General features: G+C 60.8%; 24 protein-coding genes. 17 read left to right on the forward strand and 7 right to left on the reverse strand.

From position 1 onward, the window contains the following. Positions 1-5 precede the first annotated feature (5 nt). The 3 genes from K3819_RS05235 to K3819_RS05245 form a co-directional block, all read right to left on the reverse strand. Positions 6-1,322: an MFS transporter gene (locus K3819_RS05235; RefSeq protein ID WP_221398771.1), complete on the reverse strand. Its 1,317-nt coding sequence runs from the start codon at positions 1,320-1,322 to the stop codon at positions 6-8. A gap of 235 nt (positions 1,323-1,557) precedes the next feature. Beyond that, positions 1,558-2,799 (reverse strand): transporter associated domain-containing protein, encoded by a 1,242-nt coding sequence (locus tag K3819_RS05240; RefSeq protein ID WP_221398772.1) that lies wholly within the window; start codon positions 2,797-2,799, stop codon positions 1,558-1,560. A gap of 12 nt (positions 2,800-2,811) precedes the next feature. Next, positions 2,812-3,624 (reverse strand): inner membrane protein YpjD, encoded by an 813-nt coding sequence (locus K3819_RS05245; RefSeq protein WP_039769548.1) that lies wholly within the window; start codon positions 3,622-3,624, stop codon positions 2,812-2,814. A gap of 209 nt (positions 3,625-3,833) precedes the next feature. Here K3819_RS05245 and ffh point away from each other — a divergent pair, with 209 nt between their 5' ends. From ffh to K3819_RS05275, 6 genes are all read left to right on the forward strand, one after another. Continuing rightward, positions 3,834-5,210 (forward strand): signal recognition particle protein, encoded by a 1,377-nt coding sequence (gene ffh / locus K3819_RS05250; RefSeq protein ID WP_085611434.1) that lies wholly within the window; start codon positions 3,834-3,836, stop codon positions 5,208-5,210. A 249-nt stretch (positions 5,211-5,459) separates the two neighbouring features. Beyond that, positions 5,460-5,711 carry a 30S ribosomal protein S16 gene (gene rpsP, locus K3819_RS05255; RefSeq protein WP_003185073.1) on the forward strand — a complete coding sequence of 84 codons (252 nt, stop codon included), beginning with the start codon at positions 5,460-5,462 and terminating at the stop codon, positions 5,709-5,711. A 5-nt stretch (positions 5,712-5,716) separates the two neighbouring features. Beyond that, positions 5,717-6,253 carry a ribosome maturation factor RimM gene (gene rimM / locus K3819_RS05260; protein WP_064593627.1) on the forward strand — a complete coding sequence of 179 codons (537 nt, stop codon included), beginning with the start codon at positions 5,717-5,719 and terminating at the stop codon, positions 6,251-6,253. Between the two features lie 3 nt (positions 6,254-6,256). After that, positions 6,257-7,009: a tRNA (guanosine(37)-N1)-methyltransferase TrmD gene (trmD, locus tag K3819_RS05265; RefSeq protein WP_039769553.1), complete on the forward strand. Its 753-nt coding sequence runs from the start codon at positions 6,257-6,259 to the stop codon at positions 7,007-7,009. A gap of 45 nt (positions 7,010-7,054) precedes the next feature. Then, positions 7,055-7,405 carry a 50S ribosomal protein L19 gene (gene rplS / locus K3819_RS05270; protein WP_003175895.1) on the forward strand — a complete coding sequence of 117 codons (351 nt, stop codon included), beginning with the start codon at positions 7,055-7,057 and terminating at the stop codon, positions 7,403-7,405. Positions 7,406-7,496: 91 nt separating this feature from the next. Next, positions 7,497-7,910: an acyl-CoA thioesterase gene (locus K3819_RS05275; protein WP_011332614.1), complete on the forward strand. Its 414-nt coding sequence runs from the start codon at positions 7,497-7,499 to the stop codon at positions 7,908-7,910. Positions 7,911-8,024: 114 nt separating this feature from the next. Here K3819_RS05275 and K3819_RS05280 read toward each other — a convergent pair whose 3' ends face one another. Next, a complete protein-coding gene (locus K3819_RS05280) occupies positions 8,025-9,836 on the reverse strand; it encodes a sodium:proton antiporter (protein ID WP_221398773.1) in 1,812 nt (603 codons plus the stop codon). Between the two features lie 107 nt (positions 9,837-9,943). On the opposite strand from K3819_RS05280, the gene xerD reads away from it, so the two are divergent. The 7 genes from xerD (at position 9,944) to K3819_RS05315 (ending at position 17,091) form a co-directional block, all read left to right on the forward strand. Next, the gene (gene xerD / locus K3819_RS05285) at positions 9,944-10,840 is read left to right on the forward strand and encodes a site-specific tyrosine recombinase XerD (protein WP_039769558.1); all 897 of its coding nucleotides are present in this window, start codon (positions 9,944-9,946) and stop codon (positions 10,838-10,840) included. Between the two features lie 143 nt (positions 10,841-10,983). After that, complete coding sequence (gene dsbC, locus K3819_RS05290; protein ID WP_039769559.1) at positions 10,984-11,715, forward strand: bifunctional protein-disulfide isomerase/oxidoreductase DsbC; 732 nt, start codon at positions 10,984-10,986, stop codon at positions 11,713-11,715. A 132-nt stretch (positions 11,716-11,847) separates the two neighbouring features. After that, a complete protein-coding gene (locus tag K3819_RS05295; protein ID WP_011332618.1) occupies positions 11,848-13,152 on the forward strand; it encodes a homoserine dehydrogenase in 1,305 nt (434 codons plus the stop codon). Positions 13,153-13,218: 66 nt separating this feature from the next. Further along, positions 13,219-14,628, forward strand: a complete 1,410-nt coding sequence (thrC, locus tag K3819_RS05300) for a threonine synthase (RefSeq protein ID WP_221398774.1) — start codon at positions 13,219-13,221, stop codon at positions 14,626-14,628. A gap of 119 nt (positions 14,629-14,747) precedes the next feature. Then, a complete protein-coding gene (locus K3819_RS05305) occupies positions 14,748-16,118 on the forward strand; it encodes a transporter substrate-binding domain-containing protein (RefSeq protein WP_221399660.1) in 1,371 nt (456 codons plus the stop codon). A gap of 118 nt (positions 16,119-16,236) precedes the next feature. Further along, the gene (locus K3819_RS05310) at positions 16,237-16,644 is read left to right on the forward strand and encodes a response regulator (RefSeq protein WP_085611438.1); all 408 of its coding nucleotides are present in this window, start codon (positions 16,237-16,239) and stop codon (positions 16,642-16,644) included. 165 nt (positions 16,645-16,809) lie between these two features. Further along, complete coding sequence (locus tag K3819_RS05315) at positions 16,810-17,091, forward strand: DUF3509 domain-containing protein (RefSeq protein WP_085611439.1); 282 nt, start codon at positions 16,810-16,812, stop codon at positions 17,089-17,091. Between the two features lie 174 nt (positions 17,092-17,265). Here the strand turns inward: K3819_RS05315 and K3819_RS05320 are convergent, their stop codons facing one another. Both K3819_RS05320 and K3819_RS05325 read right to left on the reverse strand, forming a co-directional pair. Beyond that, the gene (locus K3819_RS05320) at positions 17,266-18,159 is read right to left on the reverse strand and encodes a TIGR02285 family protein (RefSeq protein WP_221398775.1); all 894 of its coding nucleotides are present in this window, start codon (positions 18,157-18,159) and stop codon (positions 17,266-17,268) included. A gap of 13 nt (positions 18,160-18,172) precedes the next feature. After that, positions 18,173-19,372, reverse strand: coding sequence for a CaiB/BaiF CoA-transferase family protein (locus K3819_RS05325; RefSeq protein ID WP_221398776.1), 1,200 nt, complete (start codon positions 19,370-19,372; stop codon positions 18,173-18,175). Between the two features lie 146 nt (positions 19,373-19,518). Here K3819_RS05325 and K3819_RS05330 point away from each other — a divergent pair, with 146 nt between their 5' ends. The 4 genes from K3819_RS05330 to K3819_RS05345 all read left to right on the forward strand — a co-directional run bounded on the left by K3819_RS05330 (position 19,519) and on the right by K3819_RS05345 (position 23,822). Continuing rightward, positions 19,519-20,061: a YaeQ family protein gene (locus K3819_RS05330; protein ID WP_064593644.1), complete on the forward strand. Its 543-nt coding sequence runs from the start codon at positions 19,519-19,521 to the stop codon at positions 20,059-20,061. 54 nt (positions 20,062-20,115) lie between these two features. After that, the gene (gene recJ, locus K3819_RS05335) at positions 20,116-21,825 is read left to right on the forward strand and encodes a single-stranded-DNA-specific exonuclease RecJ (protein ID WP_085611441.1); all 1,710 of its coding nucleotides are present in this window, start codon (positions 20,116-20,118) and stop codon (positions 21,823-21,825) included. A 268-nt stretch (positions 21,826-22,093) separates the two neighbouring features. Then, entirely contained in the window at positions 22,094-23,200 is a 1,107-nt protein-coding gene (locus tag K3819_RS05340; RefSeq protein WP_221398777.1) for an NADH:flavin oxidoreductase/NADH oxidase, read from the forward strand. An 88-nt stretch (positions 23,201-23,288) separates the two neighbouring features. Continuing rightward, positions 23,289-23,822, forward strand: a complete 534-nt coding sequence (locus tag K3819_RS05345; RefSeq protein ID WP_221398778.1) for a GNAT family N-acetyltransferase — start codon at positions 23,289-23,291, stop codon at positions 23,820-23,822. A gap of 157 nt (positions 23,823-23,979) precedes the next feature. Here K3819_RS05345 and K3819_RS05350 read toward each other — a convergent pair whose 3' ends face one another. After that, positions 23,980-25,608: a glucan biosynthesis protein D gene (locus K3819_RS05350; protein WP_221398779.1), complete on the reverse strand. Its 1,629-nt coding sequence runs from the start codon at positions 25,606-25,608 to the stop codon at positions 23,980-23,982. Positions 25,609-25,777 lie beyond the last annotated feature (169 nt).

Genomic DNA, 25,777 nt, shown 5'->3' on the forward strand with positions numbered 1-25,777 from the left:
TGCGCTTACACCACCTGATTCAGGTCGTTATTGCGCGTCTCCTTCAGGCACAGCACAGCGATCAGGCTGAGCACCGCTGCCGCAGACACATACCCGCCGACGTAACTCAAACCGCCCATCGCCACCAGTTTCTGCGCGAAGAACGGCGCCGCCGAGGCCCCGACAATCCCGCCGAGGTTGTAGGCCGCCGATGCGCCGGTATACCGCACGTGCGTCGGGAACAGTTCCGGCAGCAGAGCGCCCATCGGGGCGAATGTCACGCCCATCAGGAACAGCTCGATGCACAGGAACAGGGCCACGCCCCAGGTCGATCCCTGAGTCAGCAACGGCTCCATCAGAAATCCGGAAAGAATCGCCAGCACACCGCCGACGATCAGCACCGGTTTGCGTCCGTAACGATCACTGGCCCATGCCGACAGCGGCGTCGCGGCCGCCATGAACAGCACCGCGAAGCACAGCAGACCGAGGAAGGTCTCGCGGCTGTAACCCAATGTGGATACGCCATAGCTCAGGGAAAACACGGTCGAGATGTAGAACAGCGCGTAACACACCACCATGGCGGCGGCGCCCAGCAGCGTCGGTGCCCAGTATTGGCTGAACAGCTCGACCAGCGGCACTTTCACTCGTTCCTGGCGGGCAATGGCATTGGCGAACACCGGGGTTTCGTGAAGCTTGAGGCGCACGTACAGTCCGACCATCACCAGTGCGGCGCTGAGCAGGAACGGAATTCGCCAGCCCCAGCTTCGGAACTGTTCGTCGTTGAGGGTCATGGCCAGCGTCAGGAACAGACCGTTGGCGGCCAGAAAGCCAATCGAAGGGCCGAGTTGCGGGAACATGCCGAACCACGCCCGTTTGCCTTTCGGGGCGTTTTCGGTCGCCAGCAGCGCCGCGCCACCCCATTCGCCCCCCAATCCCAGGCCCTGGCCGAAGCGCAGCACGCAGAGCAGGATCGGTGCCCAGGCGCCGATACTGTCATAACCCGGCAGCACGCCGATCAGCGTGGTGCAGACACCCATCAGCAGCAGTGAGGCCACCAGCGTGGATTTACGGCCGATGCGGTCGCCGAAGTGGCCAAACAGCGCCGAGCCCAGCGGTCGGGCGAGGAAGGCGATGCCGAAGGTCAGGAAGGCGGAGAGCATCTGCGCCGTGCCGGAGGTCTGCGGGAAGAACACCGGCCCGATCACCAGCGCGGCAGCGGTGGCGTAGACGTAGAAATCGTAGAACTCGATGGCCGTGCCGATGAAACTCGCGGTGGCCACGCGGGTGGCGGAGTTGGTCGGTTGGGCGGGCGTGGTGTCGCTGTAAGCGGTACTGGTCGTCATGCGGTGATCCCTGACAGTCATGAGCTCCGTTGGAGCGAATTATTATGGTCGAACACCCAGGGATGTGGGATGAGGCGCGATCGCTGCTTCAGGTAGGAACAGTCGTCGGTGTGATGCGGATATTGCCGATGAACCGGCCGGAACCAGTCGGGTGCGGGGTAAGCACGCGGTTCGGCGGGGCTTGGGTAAGCCCCGCGATTATAGGAAGGTGGCTAACGATTGAACAAGGGGCTGCCTAGCGGGCCGTGACCAACGCCGGAGCGGAAGAGGTGTGCCAGATCAGCACCTTGCTCACCCGGTTCTCTTCGGTTTCGAGAATCTCCAGCCGGTAGCGGCCGATCTTCAGGCAGACCGCGCTTTCCGGGATGGTTTCCAGCGCTTCGGTCACCAGGCCGTTGAGGGTCCGGGGGCCGTCGCTGGGCAGGTGCCAGCCCAGGCATTTGTTCAGTTCGCGGATCGACGCGGCGCCGTCGATCACCATGCGGCCATCGGCTTGTGGGTGGATGTGCGGGTTGTCGAGGCTGTGTTCGCTTTCGAATTCGCCGACGATCTCTTCGAGAATGTCTTCCAGGGTGACAATCCCCAGCACTTCGCCGTACTCGTCCACCACCATGCCCAGCCGCCGCTGCTGCTTGTGGAAGTTCAGCAGCTGCAGTTGCAGCGGGGTGCTTTCGGGAACGAAGTAGGGCTCGTAACTGGCCGCCAGCAAGGCTTCGCGGGTCAGGTTGCCATTGTCCAGCAAATGGCGGACCTGCCGGGTGTTGAGCACCGCCTCGACCTGATTGATATCGCTGTGAAACAGCGGCAGACGAGTACGACGGTTGTGGCGCAGTTGCTCGGTGATTTCTTCGATCGGATCGTCGAGGTTGATGCCGTCGACATCGCTGCGCGGCACCAGAATGTCGTTGACCGTGATGTTATCCAGCGCATGGATGCCCGAAACCGGGTGCGGGCGCACTGGATGATCGGGGTCATCATGACGCTCCGCCGGCACATCGTCTTCGCTTTGTTGCACCACCTGGGCCTTGCGGATGAACGGGCGCATCAGCAAACCACTGACGCGGCTGAGCAGCCAGGCAAGCGGGTAAACGACCTTCAGCGGTACTGCCAGCAGCGTATTGCCGAACGACAGCACCGCATCCGGATAACGCTGGGCAAGGGCGCGGGGGAAATAGTCGGCAAAAACCAGCAGCAGGGCGCCGGCGCCAAGGCAAGCCGCCCAGGGGCCGTTTTCTTCACAGAGAAAGATTGCCAGCAGCGTGGCCAGAATAACGGCGAGGGCGCGGCACAGGGTATTGCAGAGGATCAGGCTGTCGAGCGGGAAGCTGAGCTTGGCCAAGGGCTTGTCGCTGGCGCGGGATGCGGTGCGTTGCGCGAGCAGGTGCTGTTGCGCCGCTTCGACGGCGGTAAACAGCCCTGACCAGAGAATCAGCAGGGCAAATACCGCGAGCATCGGCCCTATGGGCAAACCGTCCATTTATGCCGCCCGTCAGATGTGCAGGATGTATTCACGGACCAGTTTGCTGCCGAAATACGCGAGCATCAGCAGGCAGAAACCGGCGAGGGTCCAGCGGATTGCCTTGTGTCCGCGCCAGCCGAGGCGGTTACGGCCCCACAGCAGGACGCTGAACACGATCCAGGCCAGGCAGGCCAGCAGGGTTTTATGCACCAGATGCTGTGCAAACAGGTTCTCGACGAACAGCCAGCCGGAGATCAGCGACAGCGACAGCAGCGTCCAGCCAGCCCAGAGGAAGCCGAACAGCAGGCTTTCCATGGTTTGCAGTGGCGGGAAGTTCTTGATCAGCCCGGACGGGTGCTTGTGCTTGAGCTGATGATCCTGCACCAGCAGCAACAAGGCCTGGAACACCGCGATGGTGAACATGCCGTAGGCGAGGATCGACAACAGGATGTGCGCGAGGATGCCCGGTTCTTCATCGATGATCTGCACCGTACCGGCCGGCGCGAACTGCGCCAGCAGCACCGTGATCGCACCCAGCGGGAACAGCAGCACCAGCAGGTTTTCCACCGGAATCCGTGAGCAGGCGAGCAGGGTCAGGGCAATGACCGCCGCAGCGATCAGGCTCGAAGCACTGAAGAAATCCAGGCCCAGACCGATCGGCGTCAATAAATGCGTAAGCAGGCTGGCGCTGTGGGCCAGCACGGCGAGAACGCCGAGCGAGACCAGCAGGCGCTTGTTGGCCTTGGCGCCAGTGGCCAGGCGGGTGCCCTGATAGAGGGTCGCAGCGGCGTAGAGAAGGGCGGCGGCGAGGGTGGTCAGCAAACTCGGTGACAAGGGGAGCATAAATCCTGTTAGGCAAGCCCGAAAGGGGCTGAGTTTGGCATAGAACCGCCGTTGCACGAAAGACCGGCAAGCTGACAGCGAGGTGTCCGCCAGCCGCAGTCTTCGCTATAATCCGCGACCTGCCCACGCCGCAGGCTCGCCGAGCACATGTTGATTCCGGTCTGGGCCGCCATTATCCCGGTCTACACAGGGCCTGAAAGGATCGCGCAATGTTTGAAAACTTAACCGACCGTCTCTCGCAGACGCTGCGCCATGTCACCGGCAAGGCGAAGCTGACCGAGGACAATATCAAAGACACCCTGCGCGAAGTGCGCATGGCGTTGCTCGAAGCCGACGTCGCCCTGCCGGTGGTCAAGGACTTCGTCAATTCGGTCAAGGAACGCGCTGTCGGCACAGAGGTGTCGCGCAGCCTGACGCCGGGCCAGGCGTTCGTTAAGATCGTCCAGGCCGAACTCGAAAGCCTGATGGGCGCGGCCAACGAAGACCTGAACCTGAGCGCCGTGCCGCCCGCCGTCATTCTGATGGCCGGTCTGCAGGGCGCGGGTAAGACCACCACTGCCGGCAAGCTGGCGCGCTTCCTTAAAGAGCGCAAGAAAAAGTCGGTCATGGTCGTGTCGGCGGACATCTACCGTCCTGCTGCTATTAAACAGCTGGAAACCCTGGCCAACGACATCGGCGTAACGTTCTTCCCGTCCGACCTGAGCCAGAAACCGGTCGACATCGCCAACGCAGCTATTAAAGAAGCAAAACTGAAATTCATCGACGTGGTCATCGTCGACACCGCCGGTCGTCTGCACATCGATGAAGAGATGATGGGCGAGATCAAGGCGCTGCACGCCGCGATCAACCCGGTTGAAACCCTGTTCGTGGTCGACGCCATGACCGGTCAGGACGCGGCCAACACGGCCAAGGCCTTCGGTGATGCGCTGCCGCTGACCGGTGTGATCCTGACCAAGGTCGACGGTGATGCCCGTGGCGGTGCCGCGCTGTCCGTTCGCGCGATCACCGGCAAGCCGATCAAGTTCATCGGTATGGGCGAGAAGAGCGAAGCACTCGATCCGTTCCATCCTGAGCGTATCGCTTCGCGGATCCTCGGCATGGGCGACGTGCTCAGCCTGATCGAACAGGCTGAGGCGACCCTCGACAAGGACAAGGCCGACAAACTGGCCAAGAAGCTGAAGAAGGGCAAGGGCTTCGACCTCGAAGATTTCCGCGATCAGCTGCAACAGATGAAGAACATGGGCGGCCTCGGCGGGCTCATGGACAAGCTGCCGAGCATCGGCGGTGTCAATCTCTCGCAAATGGGCAATGCCCAGAGCGCCGCAGAGAAGCAGTTCAAACAGATGGAAGCCATCATCAATTCCATGACCCCGGCCGAGCGCCGCGACCCTGAGCTGATCAGCGGTTCGCGCAAGCGCCGGATCGCCTTGGGCTCCGGCACCCAGGTGCAGGACATCGGTCGCTTGATCAAGCAGCACAAGCAGATGCAGAAGATGATGAAGAAATTCTCCGCCAAGGGCGGAATGGCGAAAATGATGCGCGGCATGGGCGGAATGTTGCCCGGCGGCGGCATGCCAAAGATGTAAAAGAACTCGCCGGTCGTCGCACCGGCGCAGTCCCGCAAGGAAGCGGGATCCACAGCAAACCCGCACTCGGCGGGAGCTGACCGGCCGTGTTAAACGACGGCCCCATATGCAAATCTGCACGGCATGCCACAGGCGCCGGAAAAAGTCATTTGCAAAAGTCCGGATATTCCTTAGAATATGCGGCCTTTCGGGCACCCATGCCCGCTGTGCATTTAGATTTGCAGCACCGACTACAGGAACGATGTTCACATGCTAACAATCCGTCTTGCCCTTGGCGGCTCCAAAAAGCGCCCGTTTTACCACCTGACCGTAACCGACTCCCGCAACCCGCGTGACGGTTCCCACAAAGAACAGGTTGGCTTCTTCAACCCTGTTGCCCGTGGTCAGGAAATCCGTCTGTCCGTGAACCAAGAGCGCGTTGCCTACTGGCTGAGCGTTGGTGCACAGCCTTCTGAGCGTGTTGCTCAGTTGCTGAAGGAATCTGCCAAGGCTGCAGCCTGAGCAGTATGAGCGCGACGCCAGAAAAAGCTGATGACCTGATCGTTGTCGGCAAGATTTTTTCGGTTCACGGCGTTCGCGGCGAGGTGAAGGTCTTTTCCTTTACCGATCCGATTGAAAACCTGTTGGGCTATCGCAACTGGACGCTTCGGCGCGAAGGCATAGTGAAACAGGTCGAGCTGGTCAGCGGCCGATCCACTCAAAAGGATCTGGTTGTGAAGCTCAAAGGCCTCGACGATCGCGATGAAGCCCGTCTTCTGAGCGGTTACGAGATTTGCATCCCGCGAAGCCTTTTGCCCGACCTGACCGCCGACGAGTACTACTGGTACCAGTTGGAAGGTCTGAGCGTCATCAACCAGGACGAACAATTGTTCGGCAAGGTTGATCACCTGTTGGAGACCGGCGCGAACGATGTATTGGTGGTCAAGCCCTGCGTTGGCAGCCTGGATGATCGCGAGCGGTTGTTGCCCTATACGGAGCAATGCGTGCTGGCAATCGACCTGGAAGCAGGCGTGATGAGGGTGGAATGGGACGCGGACTTCTAAGCAATGGCCAGCCTGCGCGTAGACGTCATTACGCTGTTCCCCGAGATGTTCTCGGCCATCAGTGAGTACGGCATTACCAGTCGTGCGGTCAAACAGGGGCTCTTGCAGCTGACCTGTTGGAATCCGCGGGATTACACGACGGATCGGCATCACACTGTGGACGATCGCCCGTTTGGCGGTGGTCCGGGCATGGTGATGAAGATCAAGCCCCTGGAAGATGCTCTGGTTCAGGCCAAGGCAGCAGCCGGGGAGGCGGCGAAGGTGATTTACCTGTCCCCCCAAGGCCGTCAACTGACTCAGTCGGCGGTACGCGAACTGGCGAAATCGGATGCATTGATCCTGATTGCCGGTCGCTATGAAGGCATTGACGAGCGCTTTATTGAGGCTCATGTCGATGAAGAGTGGTCGATTGGTGACTATGTGTTGTCTGGCGGCGAGCTGCCGGCCATGGTCATGATCGATGCGGTTACACGACTGCTGCCCGGAGCTTTAGGGCATGCGGATTCCGCTGAGGAAGATTCCTTTACGGATGGTCTGCTGGATTGCCCGCACTACACCCGACCTGAGGTGTATGCGGATCAGCGTGTTCCCGACGTGTTGCTGAGTGGCAATCACGCGCATATCCGGCGTTGGCGTTTACAGCAGTCCCTTGGCAGGACCTTTGAACGACGCGCCGATCTTCTGGAAAGCCGCTCGCTTTCTGGAGAAGAGAAGAAGCTGCTCGAGGAATACATCCGCGAGCGGGACGATAGTTAACAACGTATCGATGGTAGATCAGACGATTTACCTTAGGAGCACAGCATGACCAACAAAATCATCCTTGCACTCGAAGCAGAGCAGATGACCAAAGAAATCCCTACCTTTGCCCCAGGCGACACCATCGTCGTTCAGGTGAAAGTGAAGGAAGGCGATCGTTCCCGTCTGCAAGCGTTCGAAGGCGTTGTCATCGCCAAGCGTAACCGCGGCGTGAACAGTGCGTTCACCGTTCGTAAAATCTCCAACGGTGTTGGCGTAGAACGTACTTTCCAGACCTACTCCCCGCAAATCGACAGCATGGCTGTCAAGCGTCGCGGTGACGTACGTAAAGCCAAGCTGTACTACCTGCGCGACCTGTCGGGTAAAGCAGCTCGCATCAAGGAAAAACTGGCTTAAGTCCAGCTTCCGATGCAGAAAAAAGCAGCCTACGGGCTGCTTTTTTGTTGCCCGCAATTTATCCACCGCATTTCTGTTTCAGGCCTGACCCATGACCCCTCGCGAGCAAGAAATCGAACGCCGCACCGAACTCTCGGTGACCCGCGTGACCAAGGCGGTTTTTCCGCCGACCACCAACCACCACAACACCCTGTTCGGCGGCACCGCGCTGGCCTGGATGGACGAAGTGTCCTTCATCACCGCCACGCGCTTCTGCCGTTTGCCGCTGGTGACAGTGTCGACCGATCGCATCGATTTCAATCATGCGATCCCGGCAGGCTCCATCGTCGAACTGGTTGGGCGGGTGATCAAGGTCGGCAACACCAGCCTCAAGGTCGAGGTGGAAGTGTTCGTTGAAAGCATGAGCTGCGACGGTCGTGAGAAAGCCATTCACGGGCAGTTCAGCTTTGTTGCCATCGATGATGACAAGCGTCCGGTGCCGGTGCTGCCGGGTTTCGCGGCCTGATCCAGCACCGAGCCGCGGCATTCGCGGGCAAGCCCGCTCCCACGCGTTTTGTGTTGTCCGCTGATGATGTGTTCGACATGGACACTGTGGGAGCGGGCTTGCCCGCGAATCTATTTATGCAGCGGCCTTGGCCTCAGGCTGAATCAGCGCCAGCAACGTCCACCCAGGCCCCGGCTTTAGCACGGTTTCCGGCGTCACGACATGTACCCAGCCGCTGTCATCGCGCATGAACAGTAGCGTCGCGCGATTGCCATGCAGCGCACGGTAATCGTCCCAGCCAAACCCGTCCGTCAGCGTCGTGCTGTAAAGATCGGCACCTTGCCCCAGTTGACTGGCGAGTCTGGCGTAAGTCAGCGCCTCGCTCCCCAGTTGATTGCCGCGATGTTCGAGGCTGGCGCGGTGCTTGTCGCTGCGCCGACTTTCCTGACCACTGGCCAGGCCGAACAGGCGTTGATGGCCGAAGTCATGACGAAAACGCATGGCCGCCAGCGTATTGAGTTCGCCCGACGGTGACAGCGCCAGCAAATGCCCCAGTCCGACCAGGTCCAGATGCGCATCGGCATGCTGCGAGGCCGGATTGCCGAAGTAGGTCGGCAAGCCATCCATGCGCGCGGCGCGGATATTTTCCCAGCTTGAATCCGTCAGCAGCACCCGGCTGCCCAGCTGTTGCAGCGACTTGCCGAGCAGGCGCGCAGGCCCGTTCGCCCCGACGATCAGGAAGCCGCTGGGCGCTGGCTCCGCAACTTTCAACAGCCGGGCCAGTGGCCGAGCGGTCGCACTTTGCAGCACGACGGTGCCGATGATCACGGCGAACGTCAGCGGCACCAGCAACAGCGCGCCTTCATGGCCCGCTTCATCAAGTCGAATCGCAAAGATCGCCGAGACCGCCGCCGCGACAATCCCGCGCGGGGCAATCCAGCACAACAGCGCACGTTCACGCCAACTCAGGCTCGAACCGGCGGTGCTCAGCACCACGTTCAACGGTCGGGCGATCAGCTGAATCACCAGCAACAGGATCAACACCAGCGGCCCGAGACCGATCAACGCGTTCAGATCCAGTCGTGCCGCCAGCAGAATGAACAGCCCGGAAATCAGCAGCACGCTGAGGTTTTCCTTGAAGTGCAGGATGTGCCGCACATCCACACCCTTCATGTTCGCCAGCCACATGCCCATCAGTGTCACCGCCAACAGCCCTGATTCGTGCATGGTCTGGTTGGCAGCGATGAATATCCCCAGCACCGCGGCGAGCGATGCCAGATTGTGCAAATACTCCGGCAGCCATTGGCGCCGGATGATCGTGCCGAGCAGCCAGCCACCGGCGATGCCAAACCCGCTGCCGCAGACAATCACCCCGCCGAAGGTCAGCAGGCTCTGTTCCAGGCCGTGGCCTTCGGCCCGGGCGATGATGAAGCTGTAGGCCACCACCGCGAGCAGTGCGCCGATCGGGTCGATCACAATCCCTTCCCAGCGCAGGATATTGGCGATCGAAGCCTTCGGTCGCACCACGCGCAGCATCGGCACGATCACGGTCGGCCCGGTGACCAGGGTCAGGCTGCCGAACAGGATGGCGAGCAGCCAGTCGAAGCCCAGCAGCCAGTGGGTCGCGACCGCAATCACTACCCAGGTCGAAAGGGCACCGATTGTGACCAGTCGATGCACGACGCTGCCGATCTCGCGCCATTCCGACAGGTGCAGGGTCAGGCTGCCTTCAAACAGAATCAGTGCCACCGCCAGCGACACCAATGGCATCAGCAACGGGCCGAACATTTCCTGCGGGTCGAGCCAGCCCAGCACGGGGCCCGCCAGAATGCCGGTCAGCAGCAGAAACAGAATCGCCGGCAGCTTCAGGCGCCAGGCGAGCCATTGGCAGCCCAGTGCGGCAGCGCCGATACCACCGAAAGCCAACAGAATTTGCTGCTCGTTCATTGAAGCTCCCTGTTCCTTGAAATAGCGGGCTATGAAAGACTAGCGGCCATTTCAACCGTTCACTCTTTATTTGCGCGCAGTGCCAAACCTGCGTGTCTTGAGCGCCCATGCCTGCCATCGACCACCCACTGATCGACCAGTTTCTCGACGCCCTCTGGCTGGAAAAAGGTCTCTCCGACAACACTCGTGACGCCTACCGCAGTGATCTCGCGCTGTTCAACGGCTGGTTGCAGGACAAAGGTCTCGAACTGGTCAATGCCGGTCGAGAACTGATCCTCGATCACCTGGCCTGGCGTCTGGAACAGAACTACAAACCTCGCTCTACGGCGCGATTTCTCTCCGGTGTGCGTGGTTTTTATCGCTATCTGCTGCGGGAAAAACTGATTTCGGTTGATCCGACTTTGCGCGTGGATATGCCGCAACTCGGTCGGCCGCTGCCCAAATCCCTGTCGGAAGCCGACGTCGAAGCGCTGCTGAAGGCGCCGGACTTGAGCGAAGCCATCGGCCAGCGCGATCGCGCCATGCTCGAAGTTTTGTATGCCTGCGGCCTGCGTGTCACCGAGCTGATCAGCCTGACGCTGGAACAGGTCAACCTGCGTCAGGGCGTGTTGCGGGTGATGGGCAAGGGCAGCAAGGAGCGGCTGGTGCCGATGGGCGAGGAGGCGATTGTCTGGGTCGAGCGCTACCTGCGTGACGGTCGCGGCGAGCTGCTCGGCGGGCGCCCGAGCGATGTGCTGTTTCCCAGTCAGCGCGGCGAGCAGATGACTCGCCAGACCTTCTGGCATCGAATCAAGCATCAGGCCAAGGTCGCCGGGATCGGCAAGTCACTGTCGCCGCACACCTTGCGTCACGCGTTTGCCACCCATCTGCTCAACCATGGCGCCGACTTGCGGGTGGTGCAGATGCTGTTGGGCCACAGCGACCTGTCGACCACGCAGATCTACACTCACGTCGCCCGGGCACGTTTGCAGGATCTGCATGCCAAACATCACCCGCGCGGCTGAGCGCCGTTTGTCTTGCGACAGGCGCATTCGGCCACGGGAGCCTTATGTGGTAGGCTTTGCCGGTTTGCACGATGGGCGGTTATGACCCGGTGTTCCGGCACGGGCGTTCTGATCGTTCCATTTGTCCGCCTTCAGGAGTTCTCATGCGTCTGACCCAGATTTTCGCCGCCGCAGCCATTGCGTTGGTCAGCACCTTTGCCGTCGCCGATGACGCGGCCGACAAAGCGATTCGCCAAAGCCTGGAAAACCTCCAGCTCGACGTGCCGGTCGATACCATCACCGCCAGTCCGCTGCCAGGCCTGTACGAAGTCAAGCTCAAGGGCAGTCGCGTGCTCTACGCCAGCGCCGACGGCCAGTACATCGTTCAGGGCTACATGTTCCAGCTCAAGGACGGCAAACCGGTCAACCTGACCGAGAAGACCGAGCGCCTGGGCATTTCCAAACTGATCAATGCGATCCCGGTAGCCGAGACCGTGGTTTACCCGGCCGTGGGTGAAACCAAGTCGCACATCACCGTTTTCACCGACACCACTTGCCCGTACTGCCACAAGCTGCACGCTGAAGTGCCCGAGCTGAACAAGCGCGGCATCGAAGTGCGTTACGTCGCGTTCCCGCGTCAGGGTCTGAATTCGCCGGGTGACGAACAGCTGCAAGCGGTGTGGTGCTCGAAAGACAAGAAAGCGGCCATGGACAAAATGGTCGATGGCAAGGAAATCAAGGCCGCCAAGTGCGATAACCCGGTTTCCAAACAGTTCGCCCTCGGTCAGTCGATCGGCGTGAATGGTACACCGGCCATCGTTTTGGCCGACGGACAAGTCATTCCGGGCTACCAGCCTGCGCCACAAGTCGCCAAACTGGCGCTGGGCGCGAAGTAATTCGCATCGTCACGCTCAGGCGTTGACGAGCGTGGTCCGGCGGCAGGATTGCCGGGCCATCAACAGAGAGCCGCGAACCTGCGGTTGTTTTCACGGCCGGCCTCGTGTCGGCCGTTTTATGGGGAGTTCACAGTGAAACCGGTCAAAGTAGGCATCTGTGGGTTAGGGACCGTCGGTGGCGGAACCTTCAACGTACTTCAGCGCAACGCCGAGGAAATTGCTCGTCGTGCCGGGCGTGGAATCGAAGTGGCACAAATTGCCATGCGCACGCCAAAGCCTCAGTTCCAGACGACCGGTATTGCGATTACCAACGATGTCTTCGAAGTGGCCACGAACCCTGAGATCGACATCGTCATAGAGCTGATGGGCGGCTACACCGTTGCCCGCGAGCTGGTACTCAAGGCCATCGAGAATGGCAAGCATGTGGTCACCGCGAACAAGGCTCTGATTGCCGTTCACGGTAATGAAATTTTCGCCAAGGCACGCGAGAAAGGCGTGATCGTGGCGTTCGAAGCGGCGGTAGCCGGCGGCATTCCGGTGATCAAGGCGATCCGTGAAGGCCTGTCCGCCAACCGTATCAACTGGGTCGCCGGGATCATCAACGGCACCGGCAACTTCATCCTCACCGAAATGCGCGAGAAGGGTCGCACCTTCGAAGACGTGCTGGCCGAGGCGCAAGCGCTGGGTTACGCCGAAGCTGATCCGACTTTCGACGTCGAAGGCATCGACGCGGCGCACAAGCTGACGATCCTGGCGTCGATCGCATTCGGTGTTCCGCTGCAGTTCGACAAGGCTTACACCGAAGGCATCACCAAGCTGACCACCGCCGACGTGAATTACGCCGAAGCGCTGGGCTACCGCATCAAGCATCTGGGCGTGGCACGCAGCACCGCCGCCGGTATCGAGCTGCGCGTACACCCGACGCTGATACCGGCCGATCGCCTGATAGCCAACGTCAACGGTGTGATGAACGCGGTGATGGTCAACGGTGACGCTGCCGGTTCGACCCTGTTCTACGGCGCCGGCGCCGGCATGGAGCCGACCGCTTCGTCGGTGATCGCGGATCTGGTGGACGTGGTTCGCGCCATGACGTCCGACCCGGAAAACCGCGTGCCGCACCTGGCCTTCCAGCCGGACTCGCTGTCGGCCCATCCGATCCTGCCGATCGAAGCCTGCGAAAGCGCCTACTACCTGCGCATTCAGGCCAAGGACCATCCGGGCGTACTCGCTCAGGTGGCGAGCATCCTCTCGGAGCGCGGCATCAACATCGAGTCGATCATGCAGAAGGAAGTCGAGGAACACGACGGCCTGGTGCCGATGATTCTGCTGACCCACCGCGTGCTGGAACAGCACATCAACGACGCGATCGCCGCCCTCGAAGCGCTCGCGGGCGTGGTCGGTCCGGTTGTGCGGATCCGCGTCGAGCACTTGAACTAAGCCGATCTCCTTCACCGGTCCCGCCAGCGGGGCCGGTGTCGTGAACACTGTCCATTGGAGTCAGTCATGCGTTACATCAGTACCCGCGGCCAGGCACCGGCCCTGAATTTCGAAGACGTCCTGCTGGCCGGTCTCGCCACCGACGGCGGTCTGTACGTCCCGGAAAACCTGCCACGTTTCACCCAGGAAGAAATCGCTTCCTGGGCCGGCCTGCCGTATCACGAGCTGGCCTTCCGCGTCATGCGCCCGTTCGTCACCGGCAGCATTCCGGACGCCGATTTCAAAAAGATTCTTGAAGAAACCTACGGTGTGTTCGCCCACAACGCCGTTGCGCCGCTGCGTCAGTTGAACGGCAACGAATGGGTGCTGGAGCTGTTCCACGGCCCGACCCTGGCGTTCAAGGACTTCGCCCTGCAACTGCTCGGTCGCTTGCTCGACTACGTGCTGGAAAAGCGCGGCGAGCGCGTGGTGATCGTCGGCGCCACCTCCGGTGACACCGGTTCGGCCGCCATCGAAGGCTGCAAGCACTGCGAAAACGTCGATATCTTCATTCTGCACCCGCACAACCGCGTGTCCGAAGTGCAGCGTCGGCAGATGACCACCATCCTCGGTGAGAACATCCACAACATTGCCATCGAAGGCAACTTCGATGACTGCCAGGAAATGGTCAAGGCCAGCTTCGCCGACCAGAGCTTCCTCAAGGGCACCCGCCTGGTTGCAGTGAACTCGATCAACTGGGCGCGGATCATGGCCCAGATCGTTTACTACTTCCACGCGGCCCTGCAATTGGGCGGCCCGGCGCGTTCGGTGTCGTTCTCGGTGCCGACCGGCAACTTTGGCGACATCTTCGCCGGCTATCTGGCGCGCAACATGGGACTGCCGATCAACCAGCTGATCGTCGCCACCAACCGCAACGACATCCTGCACCGCTTCATGAGTGGCAACCAGTACGTCAAGGAAACCCTGCACGCCACGCTGTCGCCGTCGATGGACATCATGGTCTCGTCGAACTTCGAACGCCTGCTGTTCGACCTGCACGGTCGCAACGGCGCGGCAATTGCCGGGCTGATGGATTCGTTCAGGCAGGGCGGCGGTTTCAGCGTCGAACAGGAACGCTGGACCGAAGCACGCAAACTGTTCGACTCGCTGGCCGTGGACGATGCGCAAACCTGCGAAACCATCGCCGAAGTCTACGAGCAGACCGGTGAAGTGCTGGATCCGCACACCGCCATTGGCGTGAAAGCCGCGCGCGAATGCCGTCGCAGCCTGGACATCCCGATGGTGATTCTGGGCACGGCGCATCCGGTCAAGTTCCCGGACGCGGTGGAGAAAGCCGGTGTAGGAAAAGCTCTCGAACTACCTGCACATCTTTCTGATTTGTTTGAGAGAGAAGAGCGCTGCACCGTCCTGCCGAATGAGCTGAAAGCCGTGCAAGCCTTTGTCAGTCAGCATGGCAACCGAGGCAAGCCCCTCTAAGCCCGCAAAGCTGTCACATTTTGAAGCCCGTCTCCTGACGGGCTTTCTTGTTTATGCATGCCACACTGCCCGGGTTTCACCCACGAAGGACGGGTGAGTCGATGACGAAGGATGTGGCAATGCGGTTTTTTTCAGGATTGAAACCGGCGCTGTGCTGGTTGTGTGTGTGGGCGATGTTCGGGGTGTCGCAGTGGACCGAAGCGGCCCATCTGGCGAGGCATTCCGATGGGGTGACAACTGTTCAGCCTATCGAGCTGGATGAGCATGAGCGACAGTGGATTCGAGATAACCCCAGAGTGACGGTCGCCTCGGTGCAGTACCCGTTGTATCTGTTTCAGGATGAACATGGTCATTGGAGCGGCTTGAACAACGATGTGCTCACGCATATCAGCGCCATGACCGGATTGCAGTTCGTCCATCAGGAGTCGTTCTCCACCGATCACATGCTGGAACGGCTTCAGAGTGGCGTGGCCGATATCAGCACGACCCTGGCGATGAACGACGAGCGCAAGGCATTCCTGGACTTCAGTCACGCGTTCGGCGGTGCTGGCTGGGTATTCGTCGGTCATTCGGGCGAACCGGCGATACAGTCGTTCGAAGCGCTGGCAAAGCGGGTATTGGTCCTGCCGGCCCGGCATGCGCTGGAGGACAGCATTCGACGTGACTACCCGTCGATCCAGATCCGCTCGGTGAAAACGTATGCCGAGGCGCGAGCGCTGGTCGAGAGTGGCGAGGCCTACGCCACCATCGAGAACGAGATCGGGGCTCAGCTGTTTCCCTCGGGCCTGCTCAAGGTCGGTGGTCTGGTGGAGGGCAAGTGGGAGGCGGATCATCTGGCGGTACGCAAAGGGCTGCCTGAGCTTGTGAGCATCCTCAACAAGGCATTGGGCGCTTTCTCGGCGGCCGAACTGCGTGCCATGCGCCTGAAATGGCTGGACGGCGTTGCTCCCGCTCCGGTTCCCTCGATCGGTTCGCTCCTGATCAAGTGGGGGTGTTGGGCGATGGGCGCGCTTGGGGTGTTCGGACTATTGCCCTTGCTGTGGAACCGCCGTTTGGCGGCCGAGGTAAAGCAGCGACGGGCGGCAGAAAAGGATCTAAGTGATCAACTGGCTTTCCAACATGCTTTGATCGATGCGATGCCCGATCCCGTATTCGTTCGCGATCTGCAGGGGCGGTTGATCATGTGCAATCGCAGTTATGAAGATGCGCTGTCGGTTCGGCTGGAGCAGGTACAGGGCCGGAAGCTGTTCGAGATCGATGCGCTTCCACAGGCCACGGCACTGATGCTGCACGAAGAATTCATGGCGCAGCTGGGCACTCGTAAAACACGTTTCAGCAAACGGCAGCTAGTGTTCAAGAGCGGCCCCCGTCAGATCTACCAATGGACGGTGCCGTTTTACAGTGCGGATGGAAAACTGCGTGGCCTGCTGGGTGGCTGGACGGACATTACCGAGCGGCGGAAGGAGAGTGGATGTCGATGTCTGCATTAAAGATGGGAAAATTCCTATAAAACGTGGCTACTTTTCTGATGGGAGGCTTAGGACGACTGCCCTAGAGTGACAGGCCACAGCGTCGTGAATCCGCGATTGCCGCTCCAGAGGTCGTCCCATGCGCTCGCTCAAGATCCTGATTCTAGAACCCAATCCGTTCCAACTGATGGCGTTGCACCAGATGCTCAACGCCATCGGTATCTACGATGTGCTGACCGCGCCGTCGCTGGGTTCGGCAAAGCGGTCACTGGAACGTCGCGGGGCGGTCGACATCACCCTGTGCAATCCACAATTGCAGAACGGGGACGGGTTGGCGCTGATCCGGCATCTGGCCGAGCGGCAGGACGCGCGGGCGATGATTCTGCTGGGGGCCGTGACTCCCAGCCTGCTGCAAGAGCTGGAAACCTTGCTCGGCGAACACGGGATCACCTTGCTGGGCCGCCTGCACACGCCGGTGTCGGCGGTGTTGATGAGGAGTCTGCTGGACACCTACATGACAAGCCACCGGCATTGCGTGGACGCTTGAACCCCCATGGTTATTTTCCTGTCATCTTCACCCTGCATGCTCCGATAGGCCGGTGACGCTCCGGGAGAGGCCGGCGACAAGCAGAACTTTCCTCTCGGGCCGGTGGTCATTTACTGTGAACACGCCCCAGGCACTGTGTTTTCGGACTATTGAGTGGAGATCGAGATGGAAAGTATCAGTCTATTGCTCGGTGAGGCTCTGAGCCCGTATCAAGTGACGTTGACCCCTCGGGGTCGCCATGGCGAATGCCTGGTGACTTTGAAGAACGGCAACGGCGCGATCGTGGTGGAGCGCGAATTCAATCAGGCGCAATTGAGCGACAAGCGTCAACTGACAGATGTGGTCGACGGTCTGCACCGTGACATCCTGATTGCCGAAGGCCGGCTGGAACCCTGTGTGATCGCCGCGTTGCGAAACGCAGCCCTCGACAAGCACCCGGCCCTCTGAAACTGATTTTTCATTTGTGGGAACCTTCCTGCATCCAGGTCGGTCAGACCCGGTAACAGCAGGAGCAAGCATTGTGCTCCGGTGCTTGTCGCTTGCTGCTACGGGTCTTTGATACAGGCCACGTTTAACCCCGAGTCGTCTCCCCACTTCTCGGGGTTTCTTTTTGCCCGGATTTCACTGCGCGGCTTGTCGCTGGAAGAAAATCCGCGCCTGTTCCAGATAATCCTGACGCCTTTCGGGGTCGAGCCAATCGGCGTAGAGCTGGTTGAGATGATCGTGGGGCAGGGTGCGCAACAGCTGATTGATCTCGGTGATCGCCTGTCGACCCGCCGCGGTGTCGGTGCAGCCGACATGGCCCGACAGGTACTTGCCCGTGCCGCGAATCGGGAAGAACAGCAGTTCGTCCTCGGTGATCTCGGCCTGGCGCGCCTGATAACGGATTTCCGGCCAGTAACCCAGCACCACCTGCAAACGTCCCAGGCGCTGCATCGACAGCAGGCTGCTGAGCGCATCGTTGCCGTAATGGGGCGTCAGCGCGCCGCTCGGTGCCTGATGCAGCAATGTATCGATGTACTCGCCATAACTGCGCTCGGCTACCACGCCGACTTTTCGCTCGCCGTTGGCCAGAAATGCCGACAGGTCGACTTCATCGTCGACCAGAAACGGCTTCAGCACTTCGCGATCTCTCTGACGCACCACCAGGCCATTGCTGACAGCGCGAAACGCGGGGATGGAGAAGGCGATCCATTGCGCCCGCTCCCTGTTCCAGATCAGCGAAGGATCGCAGGCGAAGGGATGTTCATGCAGCATTTGAGTGCCACGGGCGCGATTGACCCGCATCAAGGTGTGTTCGTATTGCGGCATGCCGGCAATCAGCATCGGCATCAATTGATCGATAACGCCCTGGCCCTTTTTCGGACCCTCGAAGATCGTCAGTGGCGGCAGGTCGCGCAACAGCCAGATCAGCGTCGGTTTGGCCTGCGCCCACGCTGGCAGTACCATCAGGAACAGCAGGCCGAACAACCGCCAGGTCCACCAATGGTGGGCGCGGTTCGAGGCCGAGGGCATCAGGGGCTTCAGCTCAGATGGCTCCGTCTTCGCGCAGCCGGGCGATCTGCTTCTCGTCGTAGCCAAGATCGTGGAGTACCTGCGCATTGTGCTCACCGAGCTGCGGTCCGACCCATTCGGACGTGCCGGGTGTCTCAGAGAGTTTCGGCACGATGCCCGGCATCTTGAAAGGTTTGCCGTCCGGCAGTTTGGCGTGCAGGAACATTTCCCGGGCCAGGTATTGCGGATCGTTGAACATGTCTTCGGCACTGAAGATCCGGCTGGCCGGAACTTCGGCCTGATTCAGCAGATCCAGCACGGTTTGCAGCGGCAGCGAATTGACCCAGCGATCGATCACCCCATACAACTCGTCACGACGGCTGTCGCGCCCGTCGTTGCTGGCCAGCACCGGGTCGTTTGCCAGATCTTCACGGCCGATGATCAGCATGAAGCGCTTGAAAATCGCATCGCCGTTGGCGCCGATCTGCACATGTTTGCCGTCGGCACTGGTGTGGATCGACGACGGGGTGATGCCCGGCATGATGTTGCCGGTACGCTCACGAATGAAGCCGAAGACATCGAACTCCGGCACCATGCTTTCCATCATGGCGAAGATCGCTTCGTACAGCGCCACATCGACCACCTGGCCGAGGCCACCGTTGACCTCGCGATGACGCAAGGCCATCAACGCGCCGATCACGCCCCACAAAGCCGCAATCGAATCGCCGATGGAAATCCCGGTGCGTACCGGCGGGCGGTCTTCGAAACCGGTGATGTAGCGCAGGCCGCCCATGGATTCGCCGACCGCACCGAAACCTGGCTGATCTTTCATTGGCCCGGTCTGGCCGAAACCGGACAGGCGCACCATCACCAGTTTCGGGTTCAGCGCATGCAGGGTTTCCCAGCCCAGGCCGAGTTTTTCCAGCACGCCGGGGCGGAAGTTCTCGATCAGGATGTCGGCTTCACCCAGCAGTTTTTTCAGGATCGCCAGGCCATCGGGGTGTTTGAGGTTCAGCGTCAGGGACTTTTTGTTGCGCGCCTGGACGAACCACCACAACGAAGTCCCTTCATACAGCTTGCGCCATTTGCGCAACGGATCCCCGCCGTCCGGCGACTCGATCTTGATCACTTCGGCGCCGAACTCGCCGCAGATGCGCGAAGCAAACGGCCCGGCAATCAAAGTACCCAATTCAATGACTTTCAGACCGCTGAGCGGTTTGTTGGCGAACGGCATGCGAGATCCTGTAGGACAAGGCTGAGCAGATAGAGCGTTTTAACATAGCTGGCTGTCAGTCGCGCAAGGTTGATCGCCATCAATTCGTGGATTGCCTACAGCATCGGTTAGACTTGCCGACTTTCCTCGTATCAAGAAGCCCGTTCATGGCCCAGCCGTCCACTACCTACAAATTCGAACTGAACCTCACCGACCTTGACCGCAGCGTCTACGAGAACGTGAAGCAGACCATCGCCCGCCATCCTTCGGAAACCGAAGAACGCATGACCGTGCGGCTGTTGGCCTACGCGCTCTGGTACAACGAGCAACTGTCGTTCGGGCGTGGTCTGTCGGACGTGGATGAACCTGCGCTGTGGGAAAAGAGCCTGGACGACCGCGTCCTGCACTGGATCGAAGTCGGCCAGCCGGATGCCGATCGCCTGACCTGGTGCTCGCGCCGCACCGAACGCACCAGCCTGCTGGCCTACGGCAGCCTGCGCGTCTGGGAAGGCAAGGTGATTCCGGCGATCAAAAACCTGAAGAACGTCAACATTGCCGCTGTTCCGCAGGAAGTGCTGGAAACCCTGGCCAAGGACATGCCCCGCGTCATCAAGTGGGACGTGATGATCAGCGAAGGCACGATCTTCGTCACCGACGACCGTGGCCAGCACGAAGTCCAGCTCAGCTGGCTGCAAGGCGAGCGCGGTTAATTCCGCGTTACTCCCGAAAAATCCCACGTATTCAAGAGAAGCTTCTGTCACCCCATGCGTATCGATCCTCGCCCGTTGCCCGCCACTCTGCCGTTTCTCGGTGAACTGCCACCGCTACTGACCCGCCTGTACGCGGCGCGGGGCGTGCAGTCCGAGGCGGAGTTGGACAAGAGCCTGGCGCGGCTGATTCCGTTCCAGCAGCTCAAAGGGATCGATGCGGCGGTTGATCTGCTGGTGACGGCGCTGGAGCAGCGTCAGCGGATCCTGATCGTCGGCGACTTCGACGCCGACGGCGCGACGGCCAGCACCGTGGGCGTGCTCGGTCTGCGCCTGCTGGGCGCGGCGCACGTCGATTATCTGGTGCCGAACCGCTTCGAATATGGCTACGGCCTGACCCCTGAGATCGTCGAAGTCGCGATGACCCGCGAGCCGCAACTGTTGATCACCGTCGACAACGGCATTTCCAGCGTTGAAGGTGTCGCGGCCGCGAAGCGCCATGGCCTGAAGGTTTTGATTACTGACCACCATTTGCCCGGCGATGAGCTGCCGCAAGCCGATGCGCTGGTCAATCCGAACCAGCCCGGCTGCGAGTTTCCGAGCAAGGCGCTGGCCGGGGTCGGGGTGATTTTCTATGTGTTGATGGCCTTGCGCGCACGCCTGCGCAGCCTCGGCTGGTACGAGAGCAAGCCGCAGCCGAACATCGGCGAACTGCTGGATCTGGTGGCGCTGGGCAGCGTTGCCGACGTGGTGCCGCTGGATGCCAACAACCGGATTCTGGTGCACCAGGGTCTGGAGCGAATTCGCGCCGGACGTGCGCGGCCGGGGATCAAGGCGATCCTGGAAGTGGCCAAGCGTGAAGCTTCGCGCATTACGTCTACCGACCTCGGTTTCATCGTCGGCCCGCGCCTGAACGCGGCGGGGCGTCTGGATGACATGAGCCTGGGCATCGAATGCCTGCTGACCCACGACCCTGCGCTGGCCCGGGAAATGGCCGCACAACTGGACGGCATGAATCAGGACCGCAAATCCATCGAGCAAGGCATGCAGCGTGAAGCGCTGGCCCAGCTCAAGGACTTGCCGGTCGAGTCGATGCCGTTCGGTTTGTGCCTGTTCGATCCGGAATGGCATCAGGGTGTCATCGGTATTCTGGCTTCGCGGATGAAGGAGCGTTACTTCCGCCCGACCATCGCCTTCGCCGATGCCGGTGACGGTCTGCTCAAGGGCTCTGGGCGTTCGGTTCAGGGCTTTCATATTCGTGATGCGCTGAGCGTGGTCGCGGCGCAGCATCCGGATCTGATCGCCAAGTACGGCGGTCACGCGATGGCGGCAGGCCTGACTTTGCCGCAGGAGAATTTTCCGTTGTTCGCCGAGGCCTTCGACGCCGAAGTGCGCAGGCAGCTTCGCGAAGAGGATCTGACCGGGCGCCTGCTGTCGGACGGCACGCTGGCGGTCGAGGAATTTCATCTGGAGCTGGCCCGCGCCCTGCGTCACGCCGGGCCGTGGGGCCAGCATTTCCCGGAGCCGCTGTTTCATGGCGTGTTCCAGTTGGTCGAGCAGCGAGTGGTCGGCGAGCGGCACCTGAAAGTGGTGCTGAAAACCGAATGCGGTTCGGTGAAGCTGGATGGCATCGCCTTCGGCATTGATCGTGATATCTGGCCGAACCCGACGATCAAATGGGTCGAACTGGCCTACAAGCTCGATCTGAACGAGTTTCGCGGCAATGAGACCGTGCAACTGATGATTGCCCACATCGAACCGCGCTGAGTCCATCGCGAGCAGGCTCGCTCCCACCAGGACAACACCGTACCTGTGGGAGCGAGCCTGCTCGCGAAGGGGGACGTTCACACACTGAATCACTCTGAACCCTGCCTCATCCCCAGTTGTCGACTAGGCTCTAAGCACTGCTTGATTGGCCTTGTGACGTCTTGTCGAATTTTTTGCCCGCGGGGGCGGGTGCTGCACCTTTTTCCTGTCACTCGTCGACTTTTCAAACAGAACCCTGGAGCCTGCCCACTGATTTGAGAGGTGCCCCATGAGTCTGCTGCTTGAACCCTTTACCCTTCGCCAACTGACCCTGTCCAACCGCATCGCCGTGTCGCCCATGTGCCAGTACTCCAGCGTCGATGGCCTGGCCAATGACTGGCATCTGGTGCACCTCGGCAGCCGTGCGGTGGGGGGCGCTGGCCTGGTATTCACCGAAGCCACGGCAATCACGGCCGACGGGCGGATCACCGCCGAAGACTTGGGCCTGTGGAACGACGAACAGATCGCACCGTTGCAACGCATCACCCGTTTCATCACCGCCCAAGGCGCAGTGGCCGGCATTCAACTGGCCCATGCCGGGCGCAAGGCCAGCACCCACCGGCCGTGGATCGGCAAGCACGGCAGCGTCAAACCGGAGGACGGTGGCTGGACGCCGGTCGGGCCTTCGCCGATTGCCTTTGACCCGCAACACACCCAACCGAAACAGCTGGATGAAGGGCAGATCGCCCAGGTCATTCAGGACTTCGTGGCCGCGGCCAAACGCGCGCTGACCGCTGGTTTCAGTGTGGTCGAGGTGCATGCGGCGCACGGTTATCTGTTGCACCAGTTTCTGTCGCCGCTGAGCAATCAGCGCCGCGACCAGTACGGTGGTTCGTTCGAAAATCGTATTCGTCTGGTGCTGCAAGTGACTGAGGCGGTGCGCGCCGTATGGCCGGAAGAACTGCCGGTGTTTGTGCGCCTTTCGGCTACCGACTGGGTCGAGGACGGCTGGAATCCCGATGAAACCGTGGAGCTGGCGCGACGCCTGAAAGCCTTGGGGGCTGATTTGATCGATGTGTCATCGGGCGGCACGGCAGCCAACGCCGAAATCCCCGTGGGTCCGGGATATCAGACGCGCTTCGCCGAACGGGTGCGCAAGGAGTCAGGCATCGCCACCGGCACCGTGGGAATGATTACCGAGCCTGCGCAAGCCGAGCACATCCTGCGGACCTGTCAGGCCGACATCATCTTCCTCGCCCGTGAGCTGCTGCGTGATCCGTACTGGCCGCTGCACGCCGACGATGACCTGGGCGGCCGCAAAGCGGTGTGGCCGGCGCAGTATCAACGTGCGACCCATCGTGATCAGCCGATTCATGAGTCTGATCTGCGGGATTGATCCGACCTGTCGCAGCGCCTATAAAACCCGCCATTGAAAAGGCGGGTTTTTTCTTGCCTATCGTTTGGAATGCAAAGGAATGGATCGCATGTTGATCGAACGAGAGCTGACGGAATCCGACTTGCCGCTGCTGGCGCTGATCGACCGCAGTGAACTGGTTGAGGCGTGCTATCGCGTAGAAAACGGTGAGCTGGTTCTGTATCCGGTGCGTTTCGACATGCGCGGGTGGCCCGAAGGGGAGGCAGAGGAGAATGCGCGGGTATTGGAAAAATGCTGGCGCAGCGGCGGTTGGCTACACGGGCTTTTCGATGGCGAGACACTGGTGGCGGCGGTGGTTGTGGATAACCGGGTTATTCACAATCAGGGTCTGAACATGCGGCAGTTGAAGTTCCTGCACATCAGCCGTGCCTGGCGTGGGCAGGGGCTTGGCGGGCGATTGTTTGCCCTGGCCTGCGCCCATGGTCGGAGGATCGGCGCCGAAGCGCTGTATGTCTCGGCGACCGAGTCGCGCAATACCGTGGAGTTCTATCAGCGTCAGGGTTGCCGGTTGGTTGATCACCCGGATCCTGAGTTGTTTGATCAAGAGCCCAAAGACATTCATCTGTATTGCCCACTGACCTGACGCAGTGCCTTCCATCCGATGTTGAATATTCTGACGCTTTCGCGAGCAAGCCCGCTCCCACCCTGGCTCCGTGTCGGTCACACGCTGTGTGATCGAACCAGATCCAATGTGGGAGCGGGCTTGCTCGCGAAGAGGCCCGGGCAGGCGCCTCAAAACATCAAGGATACTTGCGCTTGTCCGGCGCCGGCGGGAAGTACTGGTACAACCAGGTCTCGCTCAGCGTGCGGTCATTGGTGCGTATGAACAGTCGCAGCTCAACCGGCTCCACGCTGTCATTGGTCGGGTACCAGTCGAACAGGATCCGGTAACCCTTGATGTCATCCAGCACCAGCACGCTGAAATCCTGCACCTTGCCGTTGGAGCAGGTCACCACCGGTTCGATCCCGGTGCCCTGCGGCAGGCGATCCAGGCCGCCACCGGTGAAGTCCACAGCAAAGCGACGGGCCCAGACCGGCGGGTAATGCTCGCCCGGTGCCCAGCCTTCGACGAATCCACCCATGCCCGAGCGAGTCGCATGCACCCGCGCCAGCGGCGTGCCGACCGGCGGCAGGGCGCTCCAGTAGAGCTTGTAGCCGTAGTTCAGCGAATCGCCGGCGGCTACCGGTTTCTTCGGCGTCCAGAACGCAACGATGTTGTCTAGGGTTTCGCCGGTTGTAGGAATTTCCAGCAGATCGATAGAGCCTTCGCCCCACGCGGTTGTAGGTTCTACCCACAGGCTCGGACGTTTGCTGTACCAGTCGACGGTGTCCTGATAGTTGGCGAATTCGTGGTCGGTCTGCACCAGACCGAACCCTTTCGGATCGGTGTCGGCGAAGGCGTTGAATTGCAGGGTCGCCGGGTTGTTCAGCGGGCGGCAGATCCACTCGCCGTTGCCGCGCCACATGGCCAGACGATCCGAGTCATGGATCTGCGGGTGAATGGTGTCGCACATCCGGCGCTCGTGGGTGCCGCAGCTGAACATGCTGGTCATCGGCGCGATGCCCAATTGTTCGATGGCGGCGCGGGCGTTGATGTGGGCGTCGACTTCCATTACCACGCGTTCGGCCTGGCAGTCGATGTCGAAGCGATAGGCGCCGGTCGCGCTCGGCGAGTCGAGCAGGGCGTAGACCACAAAGCGGGTCGCGTTCTGATCCGGGGTTTCGAACCAGAACTTGGTGAAGTCGGGGAATTCTTCGCGTTTCTTGGCGTAGGTGTCGACGGCCAGGCCACGGGCGGAGAGGCCATATTGGCCAGTGGCATCCACCGCGCGGAAGTAGCTGGCGCCGAGGAACGACACCACGTCATGCCGATCCAGTTCCGGCGCCTTGAACAGCTTGAAGCCGGCAAACCCCAGATCCCCCTTGAGCTGCTGGGTGTCGACCGAAGTGTTTTCATAGTTGAACAGCTGAGGGCGGAAATGCACCTCGCGGGCCGTGCGGGTCTTGGGATCGACGCTGTACATGCGCACCGGCTGACGGAAACCCATGCCGACGTGGAAGAACTGCACATCGAGCTGCCCCTTGTTTTCCTTCCACAGCGAATGCTCGCCGTCATAGCGGATCGCATTGAAGTTCTGCGGGGTCATGGTCGCCAGGGTCGGCGGCAGCACCTGTTTGGTGTCCTGATAAGCGCTGCCGGCCAGTTGTTTGGCCTGGCGCTTCAGCGTTTCGAAGTCGAAGGCCTGTGCTTCACCGTCGGCGGCACCGCCAGAGGCGGCCCAGGCGCGTGCGGCGAGCAGGCCGGAGGCGGAAAGGCCGGTGTAAGCCGCAATGGCCATGGACGCTTTGAGCAAATTCCTGCGGTGCATAAATACAACCTGTCGTGGACAATCCCGCGCCGTTCCTGGCACGTACTGGATCAGAAATTACGGTTCGGACAAGCCTTCGGCCAAACGCTACGGACTAGTAACAGATGCCCGCTAGCTTAATCGGTTCGCCGATTTTGCAAAATTCATTGATAGCACGGCGACAGCGTCT

Source organism: Pseudomonas sp. 3-2, assembly GCF_019710535.1.
Taxonomy (GTDB): Bacteria; Pseudomonadota; Gammaproteobacteria; order Pseudomonadales; family Pseudomonadaceae; genus Aquipseudomonas; species Aquipseudomonas pharyngis.